The sequence below is a fragment of the Pectobacterium odoriferum genome, from assembly GCF_009931295.1.
In the GTDB taxonomy this organism is placed as follows: Bacteria; Pseudomonadota; Gammaproteobacteria; order Enterobacterales; family Enterobacteriaceae; genus Pectobacterium; species Pectobacterium odoriferum.
The window spans coordinates 4579215-4598698 of the sequence record NZ_CP034938.1; the positions used below are offsets into that span (position 1 = coordinate 4579215).

The 19484-nt window shown below is 53.4% G+C and carries 17 protein-coding genes and 4 tRNA genes; 6 read left to right on the forward strand and 15 right to left on the reverse strand.

What is annotated here, in order from left to right:
* Nucleotides 1-39: 39 nt before the first annotated feature.
* The 6 genes from EO763_RS20640 to EO763_RS20665 all read left to right on the forward strand — a co-directional run bounded on the left by EO763_RS20640 (nt 40) and on the right by EO763_RS20665 (nt 6788).
* The gene (locus EO763_RS20640) at nt 40-1365 is read left to right on the forward strand and encodes an MmgE/PrpD family protein (RefSeq protein ID WP_161530062.1); all 1326 of its coding nucleotides are present in this window, start codon (nt 40-42) and stop codon (nt 1363-1365) included.
* Nucleotides 1366-1440: 75 nt separating this feature from the next.
* Nucleotides 1441-2202, forward strand: a complete 762-nt coding sequence (locus tag EO763_RS20645) for a sulfite exporter TauE/SafE family protein (protein WP_161530063.1) — start codon at nt 1441-1443, stop codon at nt 2200-2202.
* A gap of 221 nt (nt 2203-2423) precedes the next feature.
* Nucleotides 2424-3476, forward strand: a complete 1053-nt coding sequence (locus EO763_RS20650; RefSeq protein ID WP_161530064.1) for an amino acid ABC transporter substrate-binding protein — start codon at nt 2424-2426, stop codon at nt 3474-3476.
* Nucleotides 3477-3601: 125 nt separating this feature from the next.
* On the forward strand, nt 3602-4825 hold the full coding sequence (locus EO763_RS20655) for an amino acid ABC transporter permease (protein WP_161530065.1): 1224 nt from the start codon (nt 3602-3604) through the stop codon (nt 4823-4825).
* 10 nt (nt 4826-4835) lie between these two features.
* Nucleotides 4836-5945, forward strand: coding sequence for an amino acid ABC transporter permease (locus EO763_RS20660; RefSeq protein ID WP_161530066.1), 1110 nt, complete (start codon nt 4836-4838; stop codon nt 5943-5945).
* 42 nt (nt 5946-5987) lie between these two features.
* Complete coding sequence (locus EO763_RS20665; protein WP_010294598.1) at nt 5988-6788, forward strand: amino acid ABC transporter ATP-binding protein; 801 nt, start codon at nt 5988-5990, stop codon at nt 6786-6788.
* Between the two features lie 58 nt (nt 6789-6846).
* On the opposite strand, the gene EO763_RS20670 is transcribed toward EO763_RS20665, so the two are convergent.
* The 15 genes from EO763_RS20670 to wzxE all read right to left on the reverse strand — a co-directional run bounded on the left by EO763_RS20670 (nt 6847) and on the right by wzxE (nt 19484).
* Nucleotides 6847-8004: a M20 peptidase aminoacylase family protein gene (locus tag EO763_RS20670; protein ID WP_044207244.1), complete on the reverse strand. Its 1158-nt coding sequence runs from the start codon at nt 8002-8004 to the stop codon at nt 6847-6849.
* A 77-nt stretch (nt 8005-8081) separates the two neighbouring features.
* Nucleotides 8082-8843, reverse strand: a complete 762-nt coding sequence (locus EO763_RS20675) for an amino acid ABC transporter ATP-binding protein (protein ID WP_039305227.1) — start codon at nt 8841-8843, stop codon at nt 8082-8084.
* Nucleotides 8844-8852: 9 nt separating this feature from the next.
* A complete protein-coding gene (locus tag EO763_RS20680) occupies nt 8853-9524 on the reverse strand; it encodes an amino acid ABC transporter permease (protein ID WP_039492914.1) in 672 nt (223 codons plus the stop codon).
* Between the two features lie 80 nt (nt 9525-9604).
* Nucleotides 9605-10396 carry an amino acid ABC transporter substrate-binding protein gene (locus tag EO763_RS20685; RefSeq protein WP_010294606.1) on the reverse strand — a complete coding sequence of 264 codons (792 nt, stop codon included), beginning with the start codon at nt 10394-10396 and terminating at the stop codon, nt 9605-9607.
* Nucleotides 10393-10935 carry a GNAT family N-acetyltransferase gene (locus tag EO763_RS20690; RefSeq protein WP_161530067.1) on the reverse strand — a complete coding sequence of 181 codons (543 nt, stop codon included), beginning with the start codon at nt 10933-10935 and terminating at the stop codon, nt 10393-10395. The genes EO763_RS20685 and EO763_RS20690 overlap by 4 nt, the downstream gene beginning before the upstream one ends.
* A gap of 9 nt (nt 10936-10944) precedes the next feature.
* Complete coding sequence (gene purB, locus EO763_RS20695) at nt 10945-12309, reverse strand: adenylosuccinate lyase (RefSeq protein WP_010294611.1); 1365 nt, start codon at nt 12307-12309, stop codon at nt 10945-10947.
* A gap of 353 nt (nt 12310-12662) precedes the next feature.
* A tRNA-Pro gene (locus EO763_RS20700) sits at nt 12663-12739 on the reverse strand.
* A gap of 44 nt (nt 12740-12783) precedes the next feature.
* Nucleotides 12784-12870, reverse strand: a tRNA-Leu gene (locus tag EO763_RS20705).
* Nucleotides 12871-12912: 42 nt separating this feature from the next.
* Nucleotides 12913-12988, reverse strand: a tRNA-His gene (locus tag EO763_RS20710).
* 122 nt (nt 12989-13110) lie between these two features.
* A tRNA-Arg gene (locus tag EO763_RS20715) sits at nt 13111-13187 on the reverse strand.
* A gap of 139 nt (nt 13188-13326) precedes the next feature.
* Entirely contained in the window at nt 13327-14718 is a 1392-nt protein-coding gene (thrP, locus tag EO763_RS20720; protein ID WP_010294621.1) for a bifunctional threonine/serine APC transporter ThrP, read from the reverse strand.
* 308 nt (nt 14719-15026) lie between these two features.
* Nucleotides 15027-15776, reverse strand: coding sequence for a lipopolysaccharide N-acetylmannosaminouronosyltransferase (gene wecG / locus EO763_RS20725; protein WP_039492906.1), 750 nt, complete (start codon nt 15774-15776; stop codon nt 15027-15029).
* Nucleotides 15773-17155 carry an ECA oligosaccharide polymerase gene (gene wzyE / locus EO763_RS20730; protein WP_040033239.1) on the reverse strand — a complete coding sequence of 461 codons (1383 nt, stop codon included), beginning with the start codon at nt 17153-17155 and terminating at the stop codon, nt 15773-15775. Before wzyE ends, wecG begins: the two co-directional genes overlap by 4 nt.
* Entirely contained in the window at nt 17152-18237 is a 1086-nt protein-coding gene (locus EO763_RS20735) for a TDP-N-acetylfucosamine:lipid II N-acetylfucosaminyltransferase (RefSeq protein ID WP_161530068.1), read from the reverse strand. Before EO763_RS20735 ends, wzyE begins: the two co-directional genes overlap by 4 nt.
* A complete protein-coding gene (gene wzxE, locus EO763_RS20740; protein WP_161530069.1) occupies nt 18234-19484 on the reverse strand; it encodes a lipid III flippase WzxE in 1251 nt (416 codons plus the stop codon). The genes EO763_RS20735 and wzxE overlap by 4 nt, the downstream gene beginning before the upstream one ends.

The window sequence follows — 19484 nt, forward strand, 5'->3', positions numbered from 1 at the left end:
TTCGATATAAAAATTTCACGATAACGACAGGATACTTTCATGACCATTGCCCGCCAGCTTGCCCATAATCTGCTGGAATTTTCTCGCCAGACGTTCCCTGCCGATGTATTGGCACACGCACGAACCGCTGTGATTGACACGCTGGGCGTCACGCTCGCCGGAGGGATTCAGGACGGGGCGCAAAAACTCAGGGCGGTGATCGTTCCCTCTGCTGCCGTGGGAAAGAGCCGGGTTTTCGGTACGGACCTCAAACTCAACTCGCTGGACGCCGCGTTGCTGAACGGCACATCCGCACATTTACTTGATTTCGACGATTCCAATTCCTGGCTGCACGGGCATATTTCCGTTGCCGTGCTTCCCGCGCTGCTGGCACTGGCTGATGAGCAGGAAGCCGATGGAGAAGCCATCCTGCACGCCTATCTGTGCGGCTATGAAACCGCGGCACGCATGGGCAAAGCCGTCAGCCCTTTCCAATATCGCAACGGCTGGCACCCGACAACGTCAGTCGGCATTTTCGCGGGCGTAGCCGCCTGCGCGGTACTGTTGAAGCTTAGCGAAGCAGAAACGGCGACCGCCTTTGCAATCACCGCATCGCTAGCCTCCGGCATAAAATCCAACTTTGGCAGCCAGACGAAATCACTGGCGGTCGGCCACGCCAACCGCAGCGCCGTCATGGCAGTATTATTGGCGCGTCAGGGATACAGTGCGGGAGATACCGCGTTTGAACATCACCACGGCTATTTCAACGTCTACAACCGTACAGCCGAAAACGTCGACACCACGCCGTTAACCGAACCCTGGTCTGCACCGTCCCACATTCTGGACCCCGTAAAAGGCAATAATTTTAAATATTTCCCCTGCTGCTACGCCATTCTGGCACCGCTGGACGGGCTGCTGGCGCTGCGTGAGGAAACTGGGCTGGCTCCCGAATCCTTGGAGCGCATTCAGATAGCCATCCACCCCATTCGCTTTCCGCACATCAACATTCCCGCGCCGGAGACACCGCTGGCGGGAAAATTCAGCCTGCATTACTGCATTGCCCGCGCTTGGGTGCAAGGGAAGCTGACGCTGGATGATTTTATTGACGATGCAGCACTACACGACCCCACCACACAGTCGCTGATGGCACGCGTTGAGCTGATCTGCCATGACGAAACCACTACGCATACGGCGCACGTCACGCTGGTGGCTCATGGGGGGAATACCTATCATCGTCGTGTGGCGGGCGCACTCGGCTCCAGCGCAGAGAACCCGCTGCCGGACAACCTGATCGCGGAGAAATTTATCGACTGCGCCAGTCAGGCGTTGCCGCGCACCGAAGCGCTGGCGTTATACCAACGCCTGTTACGTGACGATTATCGTTAACAACAGGAAGGATGCTTGATACGCCTTGATCGCATCAGGCATTATCATTTGCTCTACCACGCGATGGGTTCCACCATGCTAGATCTTGTTCCACCCGACATCTCGCCACTCTTTGCCAGTATCCTGATTTTTTGCAGCTTCCTGACATCGGCGCTAACGGCAGCGCTGGGATTGGGCGGCGGCGTCACCTTGCTTGCCATCATGGGACTGGGTATGCCAGTCAGCAGCCTGCTGCCGGTTCACGGCATTGTCCAGCTAGGCTCCAACCTCAGCCGTAGCCTGATCCAACGTTTGTATATCGTCTGGCCGCTGGCGCTGTGGTTTTTTATTGGCAGCGTCATTGGCATCGCAGTGGGTGCCCCTATTGCAGTCTGGATCCCAGACAACGTGGCAAAAATCGCGCTGGCCCTTTTCATTCTGTGGTCAGTTTTTCGTAAACGCACCGCACCAAAACCGGTTAACCGGCTGTTCTTCATTCTGGGCGGCGCACTCACCAGCCTCGGTACCATGATCGTCGGCGCAACAGGCCCGATGGTTGCCGGTCTTATCAGTTCTCAAGGGCTGACCAAACAGCCCCTGATCGCCACGCATGCGCTCTGCATGGTGTTACAGCACGGGTTGAAGATTCTGGCATTCGGGCTGATGGGGTTTGCCTATCACGACTGGCTGCCGATGCTGGCCGCAATGATTGCCAGCGGTGTGCTGGGTACCTGGCTGGGCACGCGCCTGCTGGATAATCTGCCCGAAAAACTTTTTCGCACCACCTTTCGTCTCACCATGTTGATACTCAGCGCTCAGCTCATTTGGCAAGGCGTACAAGGCCTGCTCGCCCACTAATCTCTCCCTTCTGTGCCTTGCTTACCGTGCGAGGCGCAGCACTCTTTTCCCCTTCGCATTATCCCCAAAATGGCTATATCCACTATTCAGCTTTAGATAGAGAAATATGCTATTTGCCATTTGAATGTAACATTGAGAACATTTGTATACAAATGGACGCACCATAATAAAAACAATTAATTACAACACGTTAAAACAACACCGACTATTCTGAGGATACTATGCTGAGAAAACTACTCTCATTGACGACCGCCACAGCGCTGACTTTAGGGAGTCTCCTGCTGCCTGTTGCTCAGGCCACTGCCGCTGACGCTGGAAATGGTGAAACACTCAAAAAGATCAAAGCACGCGGTGAGCTGGTTTGCGGCGTGCACCCGGCGCGCCACGGCTTTTCTGCGATTGATAGCAAAGGACAGTGGACCGGGCTGGACGTCGATTATTGCCGCGCGTTAGCTGCCGCTATTTTTGGCGACGCAAACAAAGTGCGTTTTGCCGCCCTGTCTACCGCACAGCGCTTCCCGGCGATTCAGTCTGGTGAAGTTGACGTGCTGTCACGCAATATCACTGCCGATTTGTCGCGCGATACGTCGCTGGGCCTGAACTTCGCACCGCCGACCTTCTATACCGGAACGGGCTTTATGGTGCGTACCAGCGCCAATGTGAAGAAGGTGGAAGATTTGGACGGCGCGACCGTCTGCATCACGCCGGGCAGCAGCACCGAACGCAACGTCGCGCAGATTTTTGCATCACGCAACCTGCATTACACCCCGGTCGTCATCGAGAACAATAAAGAGTACGTCGCAGCCTACCTGTCTGGACGCTGCGACGTCATTGCCCGCGATAAAGTGGCGCTGCCCGGCGTGCGCACCTTCGATGCGGAAAAGCCTTCTGACCACGTCATTCTACCGGGGATTTACTCAAAAGAGCCGTTGGCAATGGCAGTCCGTCAGGGTGACGATCAGTGGTACGACATCGTGAAATGGGTGGTGTATGCCACGTTCAACGCGGAAGAGATGGAAATCGGCCAGCAGAACGTGGACAACAAACTCAAATCCACAGACCCGGATATACAGGCACTGCTTGGAGCCACCGGCGGTTACGGTCAGAAGCTGGGATTGAATAACCAGTGGGCTTACAACCTGATTAAGCAGGTAGGCAATTACGGTGATATTTATAACCGCCACTTCGGGCCAGACACCCCGGCACCGCTAGAGCGCGACCTGAATAATCTCTGGACGAAAGGCGGCCTGCTCTACGGCCTGCCCATTCGTTAATTCACTACACCATCGGCATCAGCTCGGAAATCTCTGAGCTGATGCCATGCCATCGCATTCACGCCCTACCGCTATCAGATCGCATGTTGAGCAGCGGTACTGACCAGAAGAAAAGACCGCCGGTAATGAAATCATCACAGAAGACGCTATCGTCAGCCTCTGCACCACCATGGCTGGGAACACTACCTTATTCGCGCCGTCTGTTGAATGCGTTTGACAGCAAGTCCCTACGCGCCTGGATTTATCAGTGCCTGCTCGGCCTCCTGATTGTCGCTTTCAGCTACTGGCTGTACGCCAACGTGGTCGAAAACCTGCGTTCGCAAAACATTGCCACCGGCTTCGGTTTTCTTGATCACACCGCACAGTTTGAGATTGGTGAAAAGCTCATCGCGTTTACCCCGCGAGACAGCTATCTGCGCGCGCTCGGCGTCGGGTTACTGAATACCCTGTACGTCACGCTATGCGGCATCGTACTCGCCACACTGCTCGGTTTCTCCGTCGGGATCGCCCGCGTCTCCCGCAACTGGCTACTGGCACGGCTCGCCGGGGGATACATCGAGCTGATGCGTAATATCCCCGTGATCTTGCAGGTGATTTTCTGGTCGGTGGTGATCCGTAATTTACCCTCGCCACGCGACGCCATTGAGCTTGGTAGCCTGGGATTTCTGACCAACCGCGGGCTGTCTTTTTCCGTCCCCGCCGCGCATCACGGCTGGCTGTGGGCCGGGATCGCGCTACTCGCCGCCGTCCTGATTAGCCTGATTCTGAAACGCGTGGCCCGTTACATGCGGGAAAATGCAGGCCGCTCTCTGCCTACAGGTCGCCTGATACTGGCCGCAATCATCGGGTTACCGCTGCTGGTCTGGTGGCTTTCTGGCGCTCCAGCAGAGCTTGACCGACCTATCCTGCGCGGCTTTAACTTCCGCGGTGGCTTTACCGTCAGCCCTGAATTCACTGCACTGCTGCTTGGCATTGCGCTCTATTCCTCTGCGTTTATCGCGGAAATCGTGCGGGCAGGCATTCAGTCTATCCCCAAAGGCCAACTGGAAGCGGCGCGCGCGCTGTCTTTTTCGCCCTGGCATATGATGCGCCACATCATCATTCCACAAGCCATGCGCGTCATCGTTCCGCCGTTGACCAGTCAATATGTCAGCCTGTCAAAAAACAGCTCAATCGCAGTCGTGGTGGGTTACCCGGAGCTGGCAAACATCAGTAACACGCTGATGAACCAGACCGGTCAAGCGCTCGAAGTGATTGCCATCATGATGGTGGTTTACCTGACGGTCAGCATCGTGACATCGCTGCTGATGAACCTGTTTAACCGCGTCGTTGCCATCAAAGAGCGCTGAGGAACACTGAATGTTATTTCCGGTACTGTCACTCTCCGCCGTTCCCAGCCGCTTGCGCACGCCGCTGCTGTGGCTGCGTCGCCACCTGTTCAGCAGCGTGCCGCAAACCGTCCTCACACTGCTACTAGCGGTGTTGATGTGGAATGTCGGCAATAAACTGCTGCACTGGGGCATTCTTGATGCCGTGTGGTACACCGCTGACCCGGACATCTGCCGTGTGGCCGCTGGCGCCTGCTGGGCAGTGATCGCGGAAAAACATCGCCCCATCCTGTTTGGCCTTTATCCTTACGATGAACACTGGCGTCTGGTGTTGGCGATGGGAATCTGGTTTCTGGCGCTTGGCCTGTCGCTGATGCCGCGCTTCTGGCATTCGCGCATCCTCTTACCGCTGTGGATCGTCGCGGTAGTGGGCATTGCCATCCTGATGTCTGGTGGCGTGTTTGGCTTATCTTACGTGCCTTCCAGCGAATGGGGCGGACTGCCGCTGACAATTCTGTTGTTTAGCGGCACGGTCGTCATCGGTATGCCGGTTTCGGTTTTATTGGCGTTAGGCCGACGCTCACCGCTGCCCTTTCTGCGCGGTCTGTCGGTTATTTTTATCGAAGGCCTGCGCGGCGTACCGCTCATCACGATTCTGTTCGTCGCGGTTAACGTCTTCCCGTTATTTCTGCCCGCAGGCATGGAAATCAACAAGCTACTGCGCATCATCATCGGCATCGCGCTGTTTTTCGCCTGCTATCAGGCTGAGGTGATTCGCGGTGGTTTACAGTCCGTTCCACGCGGGCAATACGAAGCGGCAATGGCGCTCAACCTCGGCTATTGGCACACGACGACCAAAATCATCCTGCCGCAGGCGTTACGTATCTGCCTGCCCGCCATGACCAACCATATTATCGCCGCCATGAAGAATACCTCGTTCGTCATCATTATCGGGCTGTTCGACATCCTCACCGCCACCAGTTCGGTGATGCAGGATCCAATATGGCGGCGCTATTACATTGAAACGTACCTTTTCATCTCGGCTATCTATCTGCTGTTTGGCTTCTTGCTCTCACGCTACGCGCTGTGGGTGGAAAAACGCATCGATGCCAGCCGTAACCCAGAAACGTATCACGGTTAAGCGATAGCCGTTGATGAAAACACAGACAGGAGCTTTGTTATCATGAGCTTAGCCGCAGACACTTTCGTTACAGACAATGCAGTGACAAACAGTATCGTTACAAACAACAACGTCATTATTGAGATCGACGCTGTCAGCAAGTGGTACGGTGCGTTTCAGGCGCTGAATAACGTGACGCTGAACGTGGAGAAAGGAGAACGCGTGGTGATTTGCGGCCCTTCCGGCTCCGGCAAATCCACGCTCATCCGCTGCATTAATCGATTGGAAGAGCACCACGACGGGCATATCCGCGTGAACGGCATTGAAGTTAACGACAATATCAAGAACATCAACCGCGTGCGCTCCGGCATCGGCATGCTGTTCCAGCAGTTCAATTTGTTTCCCCACCTGAGCGTGCTGGATAACCTGACGATCGGCCCGACGCTGGTCAAACAGCGTAAGAAGCAGGAAGCCATTGATTTAGCGATGCACTACCTGGAAAAGGTGCATATCGCCAATCAGGCGCACAAATTCCCGCTACAGCTCTCTGGCGGCCAGCAGCAGCGCGTGGCAATAGCCCGGGCACTGTGCATGCAGCCGGAAATCATGCTGTTTGATGAGCCCACGTCGGCGCTGGACCCAGAGATGATTAAAGAGGTACTGGATGTGATGCTCGATCTGGCGGAATCCGGCATGACGATGATTGTCGTCACCCATGAGATGGGTTTTGCTAAAACGGTCGCGGACAAGGTCATTCTGATGGCCGATGGCAGCATTGTGGAATCCGCCCCGCCGCAAGACTTCTTCAACACGCCATCACACCCGCGTACGCGCCAATTCCTGGATCAGATATTGAGCCATTGATAAGCAAAAAAATATCCGCGTCGAGGAATCGACGCGGATAGCATGGCTTAACCGTGAATTAGCGGGAGGACAACTGTTCTAAACTCTGTTTCGCGACTTGATACAGATAGTGCGCAGTCGGGAACAGCGCGCTGTCATCAACGCGGAATTTCGGATGATGCAGCGCATACGGCCCGCCGGAGCCGACCATCATGAACGTACCCGGCAATTTCTGCTGATAGAACGCAAAATCTTCACCAATCGGGCTGGCTTCCACGCGACGCGCTTCAAACCCTTCGTCACTCGCCACATTCAGTGCAAACTCAACCCACTCTGGCGTGTTGATCACCGACGGCGGCCCTGCATGCCACAGGAATTCAATTTCTGCACCAAAGGTGCTGGCGATACCCGCTACGATCTGACGAAAACGCTGTTCAATTAAATCACGCGCGGCCTGATTGAACGTTCTGACCGTACCTTCAACATAGGCCGTGTCTGGGATCACGTTCCAGGTGCTGCCGCTATGTACCTGCGTAATCGACACCACCGCGTTATTGTCGGACGATACCGTGCGGCTGATAATGGTCTGTACAGCAGAAATCAGCTGACCCAGAATGATAATCGGATCGTTGCCTTCATGCGGCTTCGCGGCGTGACAGCCTTTCGCTGCGATCTTGATCTCAAAGCGGTCAACACCCGCCGTCAATGCGCCGTCTTTCCCACCGATAACGCCAACCGGCAGCGTTGGATCGTTGTGAATGCCAAAAATCGCTACCGCATTGTCCAACGCGCCAACGGCGATGACTTCCGGCGCGCCCAATCCTGTCTCTTCAGCAGCCTGAAACAAAATTCGCACCGTGCCTTTCAGCTCCGGCTCAATTTTCTTCAGCAGAATCGCCGCGCCCAGCGCCGCAGAAGAGTGAAAATCATGACCACAGGCGTGCATCACGCCTTTGTTGAGCGACGTAAACTCTACGCCAGACTCTTCTTCAATCGGCAGGGCGTCGATGTCGGAACGCACCACAACCAGTGGACCTTCCTGTAAGCCGCCCACTTCCGCAACCAGACCGGTTTTCAACGGCAGGTCGAGGATACGAATCCCTTCTTTTTCCAATACCGCACGAATCTTCTTCGTAGTCTCGAACTCCTGATTCGACAGTTCAGGATGGCGGTGTAAATCGTGGCGAAACGCCTGAATAAACTGAGCCAGAGGCTCGTGCTGAGATGCTGTTTTCATGAATACTTGCTCCACATTATCGTGCCCTGCCTGGCAGGGCTACCTTGTTCAGGCGTGCAGGTGTCTCTACGTATGCGTTAAATATCGTACTCAAGCGGCTCAGGCAGCTTGGTCAACTGACGCAGGAAACGCTGGGTTTGCGGGTTGTCCGAGAAGCTAATCACCTGCTCCGCCGGGCCTTCCTCAACGATGTGCCCATCCGCCATGAAGATCACGCGGTCAGCCACTTCTTTCGCAAACTGCATTTCATGGGTGACGATCACCATCGTGGTGTCGTTTTTCGCCAGCTTCTGAATCACCTGAAGCACTTCGTGTACCCTTTCCGGGTCAAGCGCCGAGGTCGGTTCATCAAACAAAATCGCCTTCGGATCCACCGCCAGCGCACGCGCAATACTCACGCGCTGTTGCTGTCCGCCGGACAGCGTCACCGGATATTGTGCCGCCTGTGGCAGCAGACCGACCTGCTCCAGCAGCGCCAGACCAATTTCATCCGCCTGCTTCTTCGGCATTTTTTTCACGACAATCAGCGCTTCCGTCACATTCTCCAGCGCTGTTTTGTTCTTAAACAGGTTATAACTCTGGAATACCATCGCCGTCTGGCGGCGCAGCGCATAGGCTTCTTTAGAGCTGTAACGGCGCGTATCCAGCGTTTGTTCACCAATTTCGATCGTGCCCGACTCTGGCGTTTCCAGCAGGTTCAGACAGCGCAGCAGCGTAGACTTACCCGAACCCGATGGACCGATGATCGCGACGACTTCGCCTTTCGCGATATCCAGGCTAATGTTGTCCAACACCACCTGATCGCCAAAGCGTTTAGAAAGATTCTTTACACTGATCATGTCAGCCCCTTATCGCTGTAGCGAGTGATTCAGTTTCTTCTCAAGCTGTTTTTGCAGCCAGGAGTAAACAATGATCACCAACCAGTAAATCAGACCCACAACCAGGAAGGTCTCAAAGAAACGCAGAGATTCGGCGGCAATCATTTTGCCTTCCGCGAACAGTTCGGAGACACCCAGCGCAAAGGCTACCGAGGTATCTTTAATCAGGGAAATGAAGGTGTTCCCGGTCGCTGGCAGCGCATTCAGCATGGCCTGAGGCAACACGATGCGGCGATAGACCTGTGCTTTACTCATGCCAATGGATAGGCCCGCTTCCGTCTGGCCGAAATCCACAGAGGCCAAGCCCGCACGGAAAATCTCAGCCATATAGGCGGATGTTTTCAGGCTAAAGCCGATAATCGCGGCCGTCATCGCATCCAGATTGGATAAGCCGGGGAATAGCTGCGGCAAGCCGAAGTAGATGATAAACAGCTGAACCAGCGACGGAATGCCGCGGAACAGCGAGATATACAGTTCGACGATTTTTACTACCACGACGATCTTGCTTTCACGGACTAACGCCAGTACCAGGCCAAGAACCATAGCAAAAAACATCGAAACCACGGCAAGGAACAGCGTGGTCGGCAAATACATTAATACCTGAGGAAAGACTTTTAACAGGTAGGCAAGATCGACATTCATGAGTCATACCATTAATGCTTCCACCGGCCATACTGCGCCGGTGGAGAAGGTGATAAGTCAACCGACAAGCGGCAATAGCGTTACTTTTTCGGTGGAACTGAGATGTCCTCACCAAAGTACTTTTCGGCGAGCGCTTTCAGGCGTCCATCTTCACGCATTTTCGTCAATTCAGCATCGAATTGTTTACGTAATGCATCACCATTTTCGTCCTTATGGAACGGGAAGCTCACTTCTTCAATCACCAGCGGCTCACCAACCAGTTTGAACGGCAGGTTACGCTTATTGATTTCTGCCAACAGGATCGGACGTGAATTCACATAGCCTTCAACGCGTTTAGACAGCGCATCGTTCATCGCGCCATCGCGCGTTTCATAGGTACGAATATTCACGCTGCCGTCGGCAAAGGCTTTTTTCAGGTTGTTGACGTGGTTGGAACCCAGAACACCGGCTACCGTCTTCCCTTTCAGGTCAGCCAATGTATTAATATCCGTGTTGTCTTTGTGCGTCACAATCTGGCTACCGTAGTAACTGTACGGTTGGGCAAAGTTATACTTTTCCTGACGCGCGGGGGTAATTGCCACCACGTTCGCAACCGTATCCAGTTTTCTCGCTTCCAGTTGCCCCATCAAACCACTGAAATCGGCGGTAACCCACTCAACTTTGTAGTTCAGATCTTTCGCGATGGTTTCCGTCACTTCAACGTCAAACCCGACCAGCTTGTTATCTTGCTTGAAGCCACTTGGATAACTTTGGCCTGTTGAACCCACTTTCAGTACTTTTTCCTGCTCAGAGCCGCTCTTCCCAGAGTCACAGCCAGCCACAAGAAAGGCGGTCGTCAGCGCCAGAACAGACAACGTTACTTTTTTCATCATTTTACTGCCTCTCTTTTTGAGTTTTTATCTTTCCACTGGTCATACAATGAGTTATCAAGGATTTTTTCCATCCAGATTGTCAGGTGTCCTTTTCCCAGATTCGTCTGCCCGACTTCCTTGAAACCATAATTTCTGTACATCTCAATCAGCCACGGGTGGTTTTGCGCGGTGCCAAGCGACACCGCAGGCGCTTTGAGCTGGTTAATCAGAATCTCTTCTTCCAGCCAGTTCATCATTTGCTTACCCAGCCCCTGTTTTTTATAACCAGGGTGCGTCGCAAACCAGCCCAAATGGGGCAAACCGAGCGGGCCCGGCTCCGGCCCCCACGGATAGCGAATGGTAAATGACGACACCATTTCGCCGTCTTTTTCCATCACATAAACGCCGTGTGAGGCAATATGCGTACGCACCATGTCGATGTCCGCATGAGCGGCAGAAAAATTGATACCCAGTTGGCGAATCGGCTCAAATGCCGCCAGCGCCAGTGCCAGATAGGTCTCATCGTCCGCAAGCGTAGCCTGACGAAATACAATACTCATGATGTCACCTTATGCTGGCAGCAGGCCGGAGTTATCCGCATAGCGAATCACGTCATCAACCTTCTGCGGCGCACTGCCAACGTAGTTAGCCGGATTCAGCCATTCGTCCAGATCGGCGGCGGTCACCTGTTCAGAAAGCACCGGGTGGGCCAGCAGTACTGACTTAAAGGACTGATTCTGCTCGAATGCCTGCATAGAACATTCGTAAACCAGATGGTGAGCCGTCTGCTTGCCGAGACGTTTGCCAATCTCGAACATCACTTTCTCGGACAGCAGCAGGCCATTTTGTAGATCGAGGTTCGCCAGCATCTGCTTCTCGTTGACGGACATGCCACGCAGGATGCCAAGCGCGTTCTGAAGCTGAGCAGACAGATAGATATTGATTTCCGGCAGCGCGATCCACTCCGCACGCCAGCTCATCGCATCACGCTCATGCTCAACTTTCATGGATTCATGAATCAACGCAGCGCTCTTAAACAGTGGAGCCGTCAAGCTCGCCAGCCCTTCCAATGCGGCAGGGTTGCGTTTATGCGGCATCGTAGTAGAACCGATTTTCCCTTCGGAGAACGGCTCTTCGATTTCGTTAATCTCGGTGCGCATCAGGTTGTACAGCTCGTTGCCGATTTTGCCCAGCGTACCGCTGATCAGAACCGTAACAGAGGCATATTCGGAAAAGCGATCGCGGGCAGACTGCCAGCCGATATTCGGCGTATTCAACCCCAGCTTATCCAGCGTCAGACGCTCGATTTCCGGCCCTTTCTCGCCAAAAGAGGCATAGGTACAAATCGCACCGTTGATGTTGCCAACCAAAACACGTTCTTTGATTTCACCCAGACGTTCGAGGTGACGGATAAATTCATCCAGCCAGACGGCCAGTTTGAAGCCAAACGTGGTGGGCAACGCCTGCATACCGTGGGTACGACCCGCCATCAGCGTATGCTGGTGTTTCTTTGCCAGACGTTTCAACTCAACGGCCAGCAGTTGTGTATCTCTGACGACAATATCAAAAGATTGTTTCAGCTGTAACACCGTCGCCGTATCAACGATGTCCTGCGTGGTCACGCCGTAGTGAATAAACTCACCTGCGGCACCGCACTGTTTCTGAATCGCGGCAATCGTCGGCATCAGAGAATGCTTCATGCGCGCGGCATCTTTTGCAATCTCTTCAACGTTAAGCGCGCTTGCATCAGCGTTTTCTGCAATGGTTTTTGCCGCATCCAGCGGAATGACACCCAGTTCACCCTCGGCAAGTGCCAGGGCAACTTCTACTTCGACCTGTTTAGTCAGGCGGTTATGCTCGGACCATACGCCGCGCATTTCAGGCGTGCCAAAGTTATTCCCTATAAGAAGAAAATCAATAAGATGTGATGCCATAATTAACTCGTTAGTGTTGGATTTATCAGGCGGGGATTTATGTCGTCTTTTTAATTTTTAAAAATATAACATGCGGAAATTATGCGCCTTATACCTTTGGGATCTATCTTAGATCAAAAAGTTTGATTGCAAACTATGCATATAGATATGCATGCAGAAATGTTCGCTAGCATGCTTTCCAAAGCGGGGCGGCAACAGCCAATTTACAGGATAGAGGGTAATCTCACTGGGTGCATTTAACATATTGGTTCATAACATTTTCCTCGGTGTGCGAGTTAAATGTGTCAACGCTATTTACTGGAGGAGCACAGACGAAAAAAAAGCACATCTTTCGATGTGCTTTTCTTTGTAATTGGTCGGCGAGAGAGGATTCGAACCTCCGACCCACTGGTCCCAAACCAGTTGCGCTACCAAGCTGCGCTACTCGCCGAATGTACTGCTTTTTTGAACATCACTGATGTTCTCGTTTGTGTGTGGTGCGAAGAGAGGGACTTGAACCCTCACGTCCGTAAGAACACTAACACCTGAAGCTAGCGCGTCTACCAATTCCGCCACCTTCGCATAACTCACAAACTGTCAATCAACTACTTTAACTACAAAATCTGGGGTGGCTAATGGGACTCGAACCCACGACAACTGGAATCACAATCCAGGGCTCTACCAACTGAGCTATAGCCACCATCACCACACTTTACATCAACTACTTATTACGCGGTACTTCCTTTTTACGGGATACTTTCTTTACAAAGAAAAGTGTACCACCGCAGCTCTTGCACACAACATACTTCATATAAAATATAATGGTGCGCCCGACAGGATTCGAACCTGAGACCTCTGCCTCCGGAGGGCAGCGCTCTATCCAGCTGAGCTACGGGCGCTTAGCGCCGTTGCGGGGCGGGATATTACGGGCTTAGCGACTGGCTGTCTAGTGCTTTTTTATCGAAATGATGCGTTTGATTATGATTTGCTCATTCCAAGCTAAATAACACACAGTCCCGCCCTTCCCGCCCCCAACTACTACGATTTATCCTCTGTCAGCGACATTTTTTTGCCCAGTCCCAACGCAAAATAACACAGGCTGACGACGGCTAAAAACGCGACGCCGACCAATAAAGACATCCGCGTATCGATATTGATGTACATTCCCACCAGCACACACAGCAAAAACGCCATCGTCAGGTAGTTTACCCACGGGAACAACACCGATTTAAACGGATGTGCGACCAGCGCAGCACGATGCTGTTCACGAAAACGCAACTGGCTGATTAACACCACAAACCACGGCACCATGCCCGGCAGTACGCTGGCGCTATAAACATAAACAAACACTTTTTCCGGATTAGGGATGATGTAATTCAACACCGACCCCGCCATCAGGCAAAGAATAGAAATCATGACGCCTGCTGCGGGTACGCCGCTGGCCGTCACTTTACCTAACCAGGCAGGAAGCTGACGGTTATTGGCCAGCGAATACAGCATACGTCCACAGCTATACATGCCGCTGTTGCAGCCGGACAGCGCGGCTGTCAGCACCACAAAGTTGATGATCCCTGCCGCTGCGGTGATACCAATTTTCGCAAATGTCATCACAAACGGGCTGCCCGAGGTGCCGATTTCATTCCAGGGGAAAATCGTGACGATAACGAAGATCGCACCCACATAGAAAATCAGAATGCGCCACAGAATATTGTTGATCGCGCGCTTCAGCGTCACCTGCGGATTTTTCGCCTCGCCCGCCGTAATGCCGACCAGTTCCACCCCCTGATAGGATGCCACAACCAGACACAGTGCGAACAGCAGGCCTTTCCAGCCTCCCGCGAGGAAGCCACCGTGTTCGGTCAGGTTACTGAATCCGGTTGCCTGACCGTGATTACCGAAGCCGAAGAAAATAATGCCCACGCCGACGACGATCATCACGACGATGGTGGTAATTTTTATCATCGCGAACCAGAATTCGATTTCGCCATACAGCCTTACCGCAGCAAGGTTTGCGCCCGCCACCAGAGCAACAGCGGCAATAGCCGGTATCCATTGTGGCAAATCGGGGAACCAGTACTGAACATACACGCCAATCGCAGTAATTTCCGAAATCCCAACCGCCATCCACATAAACCAGTAGCCCCACGCGGTGAGATAACCGAAAAAGGGATTCATGTATTTATGCGCGTAGACGGCAAACGATCCCGCGACTGGCTCCAGATAGAGCATTTCACCCATTGAGCGCATGATGAAGAAAACGAAGATTCCGGCGACAATATAGGCCAGCAATACTGACGGCCCCGCCCACTTCAGCGCGCTGGCGGCGCCCATGAACAGCCCAACGCCGATCGTGCCGCCCAGCGCAATCAGCTCAATATGCCGGGCTTCCAACCCTCGATGGAGTTTTTCCTGCTTTACATCTTCTGCCATATATCCTCTGTCTTTATGTTGTGCTTATCCCGGCTGATGCCGGTTATTGTTCTTATTTCAGAAATACTGCCGACTACCGATGAGAAAGAACGTACCCTTCGCCTCAAATTAGCGGCCATGAAAATACCGTAATGTGGGTTTGAATAACACATAAGGGATGACGAATACGCCAAAGATAGAATTCTGTATTTCTGATTGGCTGGCAAACAGACAATTAAAATCGAATAGGAATAAAAAATCAGGTTTATATATTGCGAGGAAGGATTGTGGAGCAAGGTTGGCGCGTTTAACGCGCCAATTCAATGACGCTACAGGCGACCGCTGTAGTGATAGGCAACATATTTCAACAGCCTAAGCTGCCGAAAAATACGGCTCGGCTGGGACAACAAACGATACAGCCACTCCAACCCTAAGTTTTGCCACACGAGCGGGGCGCGCTTCACATGCCCGGTAAAGACGTCATAGGTCCCACCCACGCCCATATACAGCGCATCAGGATAATGGTGACGACAATCGCGCATCAGGATTTCCTGTCGTGGCGACCCCATCGCGACGGTAACAATCTGTGCACCGCTGGTGCGAATACGTTCGAACAGGGCATCACGTTGCTCTGGCGTAAAATAGCCATCCTGACTGCCGACAATATTCACGTTCCACTGCGCCCGCAGTTTTGCTTCCGTTTGTGCCAACACATCAGGTTTACCGCCCACCAGAAAAACCGGCGTGCCCGACTTACCTGCCCGCTCCATGAGCGCTTCCCACAGGTCAGCGCCCGCAACTCGCGTGACGTCAGCCTGCGGATACTTGCGCCGAATGGAGCGCACGATGCTGATGCCGTCCGCATACTTGTACTCTGCACGATCGAGCAATGCACGTAGCGCCACGTCTTTTTCCGCCGTTAGCACTTTCTCAGCGTTAATCGCGACGAGCGTGCCCGTTTCAACCCGCTCGCCCGCAAACAGGTAATCAACAAACTGCGCCATATTACGAAAACCGTGAATGGGCAAACCACGAATGGTATACAGAGGAATGGTCTCTGTGGTTTTTAACGCTGTCATACCTGCTCCTTTATCACAGGATCCTGTACGGTGTTAGGTGTCGGCGTGGCACGCATACGCATCAGACGTTGCCGGATTAGCCCGGCGCTTTCCAGCAGCCAGTAGAGCAGCTTGGCAACGAGCAAGCACAGGCCGAAGACCAGACAGAAAAACACCACACGCGAAACAAAAGAATCAACGCCTTCACGCGTCAGCACAATAATATTGAACACCGCCCCGAAGCAGAACGCCTGCAAAATAGCGGCCTTATAGCGATTACTGTCGTTCTTCCCTAACTCGTACACCCAGTCGAACCACTTGATAACCAACCCTACGGCAATCGCGCCGAGCGGGATAAACAGCACGCCACCCATCACCACCAGTGAGCCCAACAGCGTGGGAGATATAGCCAGCCCAGAGTGGTTATTCAACACTTCCCAGGTGAAATAGTTCGCACTGTTTAACACCAGATTCGGACGGTCCGGCCATAGCCAAGAGGGAATAAAGACGTAGAAATCACGGGCAATCGGTGCCAGTCCCTGGAATTCAATCTTGTCGTAGTTCTGCCACAGCAGCGCCAGATTTTCCCAGGGCGAGAAGGTGTCGCGGGTTAAATAGAGGAACGTATAAAATGCGTAATCACCGCTGACGTCCAACCCATAGCGCTTCAGCGCCAGCCAGAACATCCCGACAATCCCGAATGCACCAGCCGCAACCAGCATCCAGAGCGTAATCCAGCCGCGCACAATCCCAATAAACAAAAACAGGGCGAAGGCGATGATCAGATTCGCACGCGTTCCGCCGACAATCACATACGTCAGCATCCCGAACGCGACCGTTCCGATGAGGAACAGTAGCCACGCACGCTGCGTCTGGCGCAGGAAATACACCACCAGCATCGCCGGAATGAAGAAGTAGAAGAAGCGCTTCAACGCCACGCCAGACACATCGCTGGAAAATATCTGGCTGTACGAACGCAGCTTAAACAACAAGAAGCCATTGTTGAGGAAGAAAATACCGACAGTGGCTACCGCAATCAACGCCAGCAGCAGCCAGGTCAGATTGGCTTCAACTCGGTTTACCGTCAGGAGTGGCGCACGCGGCGCGGAGGCTTTCTGGCGTAGCCGTGTCTTATAGCTGACGTAATAGATCGCATAGAACGCCGTCGCAGACAGCATCGCCTGAAGCAGAAACTGCACGGGAACCACTTCAACGCCAAACCGGAACACCAGCACGCAGGTAAATGGAAAACCAAAATAGAACGTCAATAAATAGAGCAGGGAAAACAGCACGTTAAAATTAAAACGCACCCGCCGAAACTCCATCCAGGTCAGGCTCAGGATAAAGATGACTGAAATCAGGTAGACGACAAACAGTCCACCAAATTGCCCCAGCGTCATGTCGGCTCTCCCGCTGCCAACGCCAGCGCATCCCGCCAGCCTTGCAGATAATTGGGATTGAAGAATGCAATCTGGTGCTTATCGACCGATGCCAGTTGGCGCTGCGCTTCACGCACCAATGCCTCATCCAGCTCGTCACCGTAAAACAACACGGGCAGCCCTTGTTCCGTCAGATCCTGCCAGAACGGATTTTGCCGGCTGATCACGAACGGCACACCAAACTGAATCAGCAGACATAACGTCCCGATTCCCTGCTGGCGATCGAAAATAAAATAGCCCAAATCACAGGTGCGCAGCATATTGAGATAATCATCAAACGCCAGTTGGTCTTTTAACAGTTGGAAATTTTTCACACCGAACAGCGCCAAACCGTCCTTTTCCACCTGTGCGATGTAGGATGCGTTATTCGCGGGGTAGCCCATCGGCACAATCACCCGCACATTTTTCCCGAACTGCTTGTGAATTGCCCGCAGCGCTTCCTGATGGCGATTGGTGCGATCGCCAGAATTGCCGACCAGAATCGTCATCGGCCCTGCCAGTGGTTTATCCACCTGCATGCCCGTTAGCGCCGGATTCATTCGCGTTGGGAAGTACAGCAATGACGTCGGCACCCGAGGTGAACGCTGCTGATACCACGCCAGATCGCCACGCGTGGCAAACACGTGTCCGACACGCTTTTGCGCCATACGCCGCAGCAGATAAAACAGGCGATACTTCAGGCTGCTCGCTTCTTCATACAAATCCGCACCCCAAACGTGCCAGTAAACTTGCTCGGATTTGATTTTTCCACTCAGCAACGCCAGCCACAGCGTGGGATTAAACTGCCCATGCAGGAAAAAACGCATCTTGCGGTTTGCTTTAGCTCTGGCGATGACCGCCTCAGCCAGCGTTTTCTTATCCACGCAGGTTTCGATACGCAACGCGGGGAAATCGGCCGATGAAATGCCGTCGTGAGAAGCCACGATAAAGTGCCGAATCTGCTGTTCGGGGAGTTGCGTCGCCAGTACGTCGTTAAAAAAACGTAAAACGGTCTGGTTATGATGCGGGATGTCAGATCCCAATACATGAATCAGTGTCGTCATGCTCGCCTACGGTAAATAATGAATACGCAACAACAAAGCAAAAAATAGACCAGGTAGGTTGCCATATAGGCCTGCGCCGCACCTTGTGCGCCATAAAGTGGAATCAGCCAGTGGGAAAACCCAGTCAGCAGGAGAAACTGGCTCACTTCCGTGAGCAGATAAAAGCGCAGCGCCGCTTTCGCAATGACCAGATAGCCAAAGACGTAAGCGCCCACTTTCATTACATCGCCTACCAATTGCCAAACGAAAAGATCTCTCATTGCCGTGAACTCGCTGGAGAACAGCAGCCAGATGGCAAAATCTCGCAGCAGCCACACACAAAAGCTGACGCCTGCCACGACGGGCAGCACAAATTTCAGCGAGCGAACAATCTCCTGCGCCAACGCGGCTTTATCCGTCAGACGCGAGAGTGTCGGCAACAAATACACGGTAAAGGAGGCGGTAATGAATTGCAGGTAAGCATCGGAAATACTGCTGACGCCCTGCCAAATACCCACTTCATCCCAGCTGTAATGTGCCGCCAACAGGTTACGCATCATGATGTACGCAACGGGCAGCGTCACCGCCGTCATCAACGCCATCAGCGTAAATTTGCCCAACTGTCCGGCAATCGCACGATCCCACGCGGGTTTTAGCGATGTCAGCGCCAGCGGTGTGCGCCGCAATAGCATGATTCCCGCCGGAATCACCAGCAGCGCAGGCACCAGCGCCAGCCCTGCCAACGCACCAACATAGCCACCCAGTTGCAGGCAGAGCCAAAAGGCCGCCAGCCCGATCAGGCTGCCACCGATAACGGCCAGCGCATTGCCTATCGCATCCCGATAACCTTTGAGGATCGCCAGACATAGGTTGGCGTAGGCGATACCCATTTGGATAAACGCCAGCGCCCGCACCACGTCGTGATAGTCGTCATGCCCAAACAGTAGATTGGCGATAGGCGTTGCGGCCGCCAGAAAGAGAATCGCCAGCAGCGTGGAGAAGCCCAGCACCAGCGTGACAGACGTACCGAGCAACGGCCTCAGTCGTTCCGGCTGTTGCTGATACTCCGCCACGTATTTGGTGACGCCGTTGAAGATCCCGGCACCGGCTAACACGCCCAGAACCGTAATAAGCTGGCGGAAATTTCCTGCCATCCCCACACCGCTGGGGCCAAAAACGACCGCCAGCAGTTTGACAACAACCAGCCCTGCGCCGATTTTTATCAGCGTGGAGCCTGCCGTCCATATCGATGCTTTCGCCAACGACAT

What these genes read in the sequence shown, in the direction of transcription:
- EO763_RS20640 (WP_161530062.1), top strand. Translation starts at nt 40, where the DNA reads ATGACCATTGCCCGCCAGCTTGCCCATAATCTGCTGGAATTTTCTCGC.
- EO763_RS20645 (WP_161530063.1), top strand. Translation starts at nt 1,441, where the DNA reads ATGCTAGATCTTGTTCCACCCGACATCTCGCCACTCTTTGCCAGTATC.
- EO763_RS20650 (WP_161530064.1), top strand. Translation starts at nt 2,424, where the DNA reads ATGCTGAGAAAACTACTCTCATTGACGACCGCCACAGCGCTGACTTTA.
- EO763_RS20655 (WP_161530065.1), top strand. Translation starts at nt 3,602, where the DNA reads ATGAAATCATCACAGAAGACGCTATCGTCAGCCTCTGCACCACCATGG.
- EO763_RS20660 (WP_161530066.1), top strand. Translation starts at nt 4,836, where the DNA reads ATGTTATTTCCGGTACTGTCACTCTCCGCCGTTCCCAGCCGCTTGCGC.
- EO763_RS20665 (WP_010294598.1), top strand. Translation starts at nt 5,988, where the DNA reads ATGAGCTTAGCCGCAGACACTTTCGTTACAGACAATGCAGTGACAAAC.
- EO763_RS20670 (WP_044207244.1), bottom strand. Translation starts at nt 8,004, where the DNA reads ATGAAAACAGCATCTCAGCACGAGCCTCTGGCTCAGTTTATTCAGGCG.
- EO763_RS20675 (WP_039305227.1), bottom strand. Translation starts at nt 8,843, where the DNA reads ATGATCAGTGTAAAGAATCTTTCTAAACGCTTTGGCGATCAGGTGGTG.
- EO763_RS20680 (WP_039492914.1), bottom strand. Translation starts at nt 9,524, where the DNA reads ATGAATGTCGATCTTGCCTACCTGTTAAAAGTCTTTCCTCAGGTATTA.
- EO763_RS20685 (WP_010294606.1), bottom strand. Translation starts at nt 10,396, where the DNA reads ATGATGAAAAAAGTAACGTTGTCTGTTCTGGCGCTGACGACCGCCTTT.
- EO763_RS20690 (WP_161530067.1), bottom strand. Translation starts at nt 10,935, where the DNA reads ATGAGTATTGTATTTCGTCAGGCTACGCTTGCGGACGATGAGACCTAT.
- purB (WP_010294611.1), bottom strand. Translation starts at nt 12,309, where the DNA reads ATGGCATCACATCTTATTGATTTTCTTCTTATAGGGAATAACTTTGGC.
- thrP (WP_010294621.1), bottom strand. Translation starts at nt 14,718, where the DNA reads ATGGCAGAAGATGTAAAGCAGGAAAAACTCCATCGAGGGTTGGAAGCC.
- wecG (WP_039492906.1), bottom strand. Translation starts at nt 15,776, where the DNA reads ATGACAGCGTTAAAAACCACAGAGACCATTCCTCTGTATACCATTCGT.
- wzyE (WP_040033239.1), bottom strand. Translation starts at nt 17,155, where the DNA reads ATGACGCTGGGGCAATTTGGTGGACTGTTTGTCGTCTACCTGATTTCA.
- EO763_RS20735 (WP_161530068.1), bottom strand. Translation starts at nt 18,237, where the DNA reads ATGACGACACTGATTCATGTATTGGGATCTGACATCCCGCATCATAAC.
- wzxE (WP_161530069.1), bottom strand. Translation starts at nt 19,484, where the DNA reads ATGTCGTTGGCGAAAGCATCGATATGGACGGCAGGCTCCACGCTGATA.